General features: G+C 58.3%; 3 protein-coding genes. All 3 read right to left on the bottom strand.

The annotated features are described in order from the left end of the window. Positions 1-17: 17 nt before the first annotated feature. On the bottom strand, positions 18-1,580 hold the full coding sequence (locus GHO32_RS25875) for an IS66 family transposase (RefSeq protein WP_095038629.1): 1,563 nt from the start codon (positions 1,578-1,580) through the stop codon (positions 18-20). Between the two features lie 62 nt (positions 1,581-1,642). Further along, complete coding sequence (tnpB, locus tag GHO32_RS27005; protein ID WP_095038628.1) at positions 1,643-1,978, bottom strand: IS66 family insertion sequence element accessory protein TnpB; 336 nt, start codon at positions 1,976-1,978, stop codon at positions 1,643-1,645. Beyond that, positions 1,975-2,307 (bottom strand): transposase, encoded by a 333-nt coding sequence (locus GHO32_RS25865; protein WP_095038627.1) that lies wholly within the window; start codon positions 2,305-2,307, stop codon positions 1,975-1,977. Before GHO32_RS25865 ends, tnpB begins: the two co-directional genes overlap by 4 nt. Positions 2,308-2,410 lie beyond the last annotated feature (103 nt).

Below are 2,410 nucleotides of genomic sequence, written 5' to 3'. Positions count from 1 at the left end.
GTAAGCGTCCGCCCAACTCACCTTGCGTAAGTTAGGGCTTGCGCCCACTGATGCGGCAGCAGTTGACCAATCTCACTCGCTCGCTGCGTCGGCAACCGCGTCAGCACATCCTTGAGATAGGCATACGGATCATGCCCATTCATGCGCGCCGACTGGATCAGGCTCATGATCGCCGCCGCCCGTTTGCCGCTGCGCAGTGACCCGGCAAATAACCAGTTCGAGCGGCCAAGCGCCCACGGCCGAATCTGGTTTTCACATGGATTGTTGTCTATCGGCACAGCGCCGTCGTCAGCGTAACGAGCCAGTGCAGCCCAGCGCTTGAGGCTGTAATCCAATGCTTTGGCGATAGCCGATCCTTCGGGCACAAGATCGCGCTGGGCCAGCATCCAGGTATGCAGTGCGTTAAGGATGGGTACTGCTTTTTCTTGGCGTACTCGCCATCGATCTTCGTCGCTCATGTCCCGCGCTTGCCGTTCGATTTCGTACAGTCCACCAATCGAGTGCAGTGCCTGTTCGGCCAATTGGCTTTTGTTGGTTGCGTGTAAATCGAAGAACTTGCGGCGGGCGTGGGCCATGCAGCCGATTTCGGTGATGCCTTGCTGGAAGCTGGCCTTGTAGCCGGAAAAGTCATCGCAGACCAGCTTGCCGTTCCAGTCACCCAGAAAATTACGCGCATGCTCACCCGCACGACTCGGGCTGAAGTCGTAAACCACAGCCTTGAGCGCCGAGAATGGCGTCGTGCAGTAGGCCCAGACGTAAGCGCGATGGGTTTTCTTCTCGCCCGGCGCGAGCATCTGCACCGGCGTTTCATCGGCGTGAATCACGCCCTGGGCCAGTACCGCCTCGCGCAGCGCATCGACCAACGGTTGGAGCTGAACGCCGGTTTGGCCGACCCACTGCGCCAGTGTTGAACGAGCGATGGTTAGGCCGGCACGGCCAAAGATTTTCTCTTGTCGGTACAAAGGTAAATGGTCAGCAAACTTGGCCACCATCACGTGAGCCAATAGTCCTGCGGTCGGGATGCCTTTGTCGATAACCTGCGCCGGCACCGGTGCTTGGATCAGCGTTTCGCACTGGCGGCAGGCCCATTTTCCACGGACATGCTGCTCGACTGTGAACACGCCCGGTGTGTAATCGAGCTTTTCACTGACGTCCTCGCCGATACGCTGAAGCTGGCAGCCGCACGCGCACTGGGTGTTTTCTGGCTCGTGACGGATCACGGTGCGCGGAAACTGCGCTGGTAAGGCTGCACGCTTGGGTTGCTGGCGTGGTTCGGCCGGCGCAGCAGGTGGATTGACCGCCTTCAGTTCGGCCTCGATAGCCGCGATATCCGTATCCAGCAGATCGTCGAGCAGGCTGCCCTGATCAGGGCTCAGTTGCTCGCTGCGCTTGGCAAACTTGTGCCGTTTAAGCAGCGCGATTTCGTGGCTGAGCTGCTCGATGACGGTTTGATCGCGGTGGATCTTCTTGCCCATCGTGTCGACTTGCTGTCCCAGAGAGTCAACCTGGAACAGCAACTGCGCAGCGAATGCACGCAGTTGCTCGGAGGTCATTTGGTCAAGATTGGGCGAGGAAGTCATGCCGTGGATTTTACCAAGGCAAGCCGCTTGCGGCAGTAGGCCAAGCAGATAATGGCTGCCTTTTAAAGCAGCGTGATTGCACCGCCAGCCCCAACACGTTGCCAGGGCAGGCCAAGCACCAAGGCCTGAAGTTGCTCGGCATCCAACGCCATCTCGGCGCCATGCCGAATGCCGGGCCAGTGAAACTTACCTTGATTTAAACGGCGCGCCGCTAACCAGACGCCAAACCCGTCGTGCACCAACACCTTCATACGCGTGGCGCGGCGATTGGCAAATAGGTAAGCGCAGTGCGGCTGCGCCGCACCGAACACCGCAATCACCCGGGCAAGGGCGGTTTCGGTACCGGCGCGCATGTCCATCGGTTCAGTGGCGAGCCAGATGGAATCGATACGGATCATCGCAGCAGGTCGCGCAGGAACACGGAACACGCGGCTGCATTTTCGGCAGGCCAATTCACAACGACCACACCTTTTTGGGACGGTACTTCGATTCGAATTATGCTGGGAAGCGTTTGATGCATAGCCACCGGAACCGGTGACTTGATCGGGATGAAGGAAGTTTGCAGGGTTAGACTTTTCTGCCCATGCAGCCGAATCCACTTATGGACGAGATTGGCGTTGAGGTTGTGGGTCAGCGCAACACTCGCAATCGAGGTGTCAGGCAGTGCACACTCGGCAACGACTTGGGCCTTGAAGGATTTGGAATAGGTACGGCGTTCTTGTTGCATGAGCGTCCCCTTAAAAAGGCTAGAAATGGTGTCCACTTAAAATCAGGTGGACACCATCGCCTTAGGCGACGCTCTCAGGTAGGTGTGTTGCCCGGACGGTTAC

The organism is Pseudomonas sp. FSL R10-2189, from assembly GCF_009600325.1.
GTDB lineage: Bacteria > Pseudomonadota > Gammaproteobacteria > Pseudomonadales > Pseudomonadaceae > Aquipseudomonas > Aquipseudomonas helleri.
Note: the sequence above shows the minus strand (reverse complement) of the source record. Positions and strands in the feature narration are given on the sequence as shown.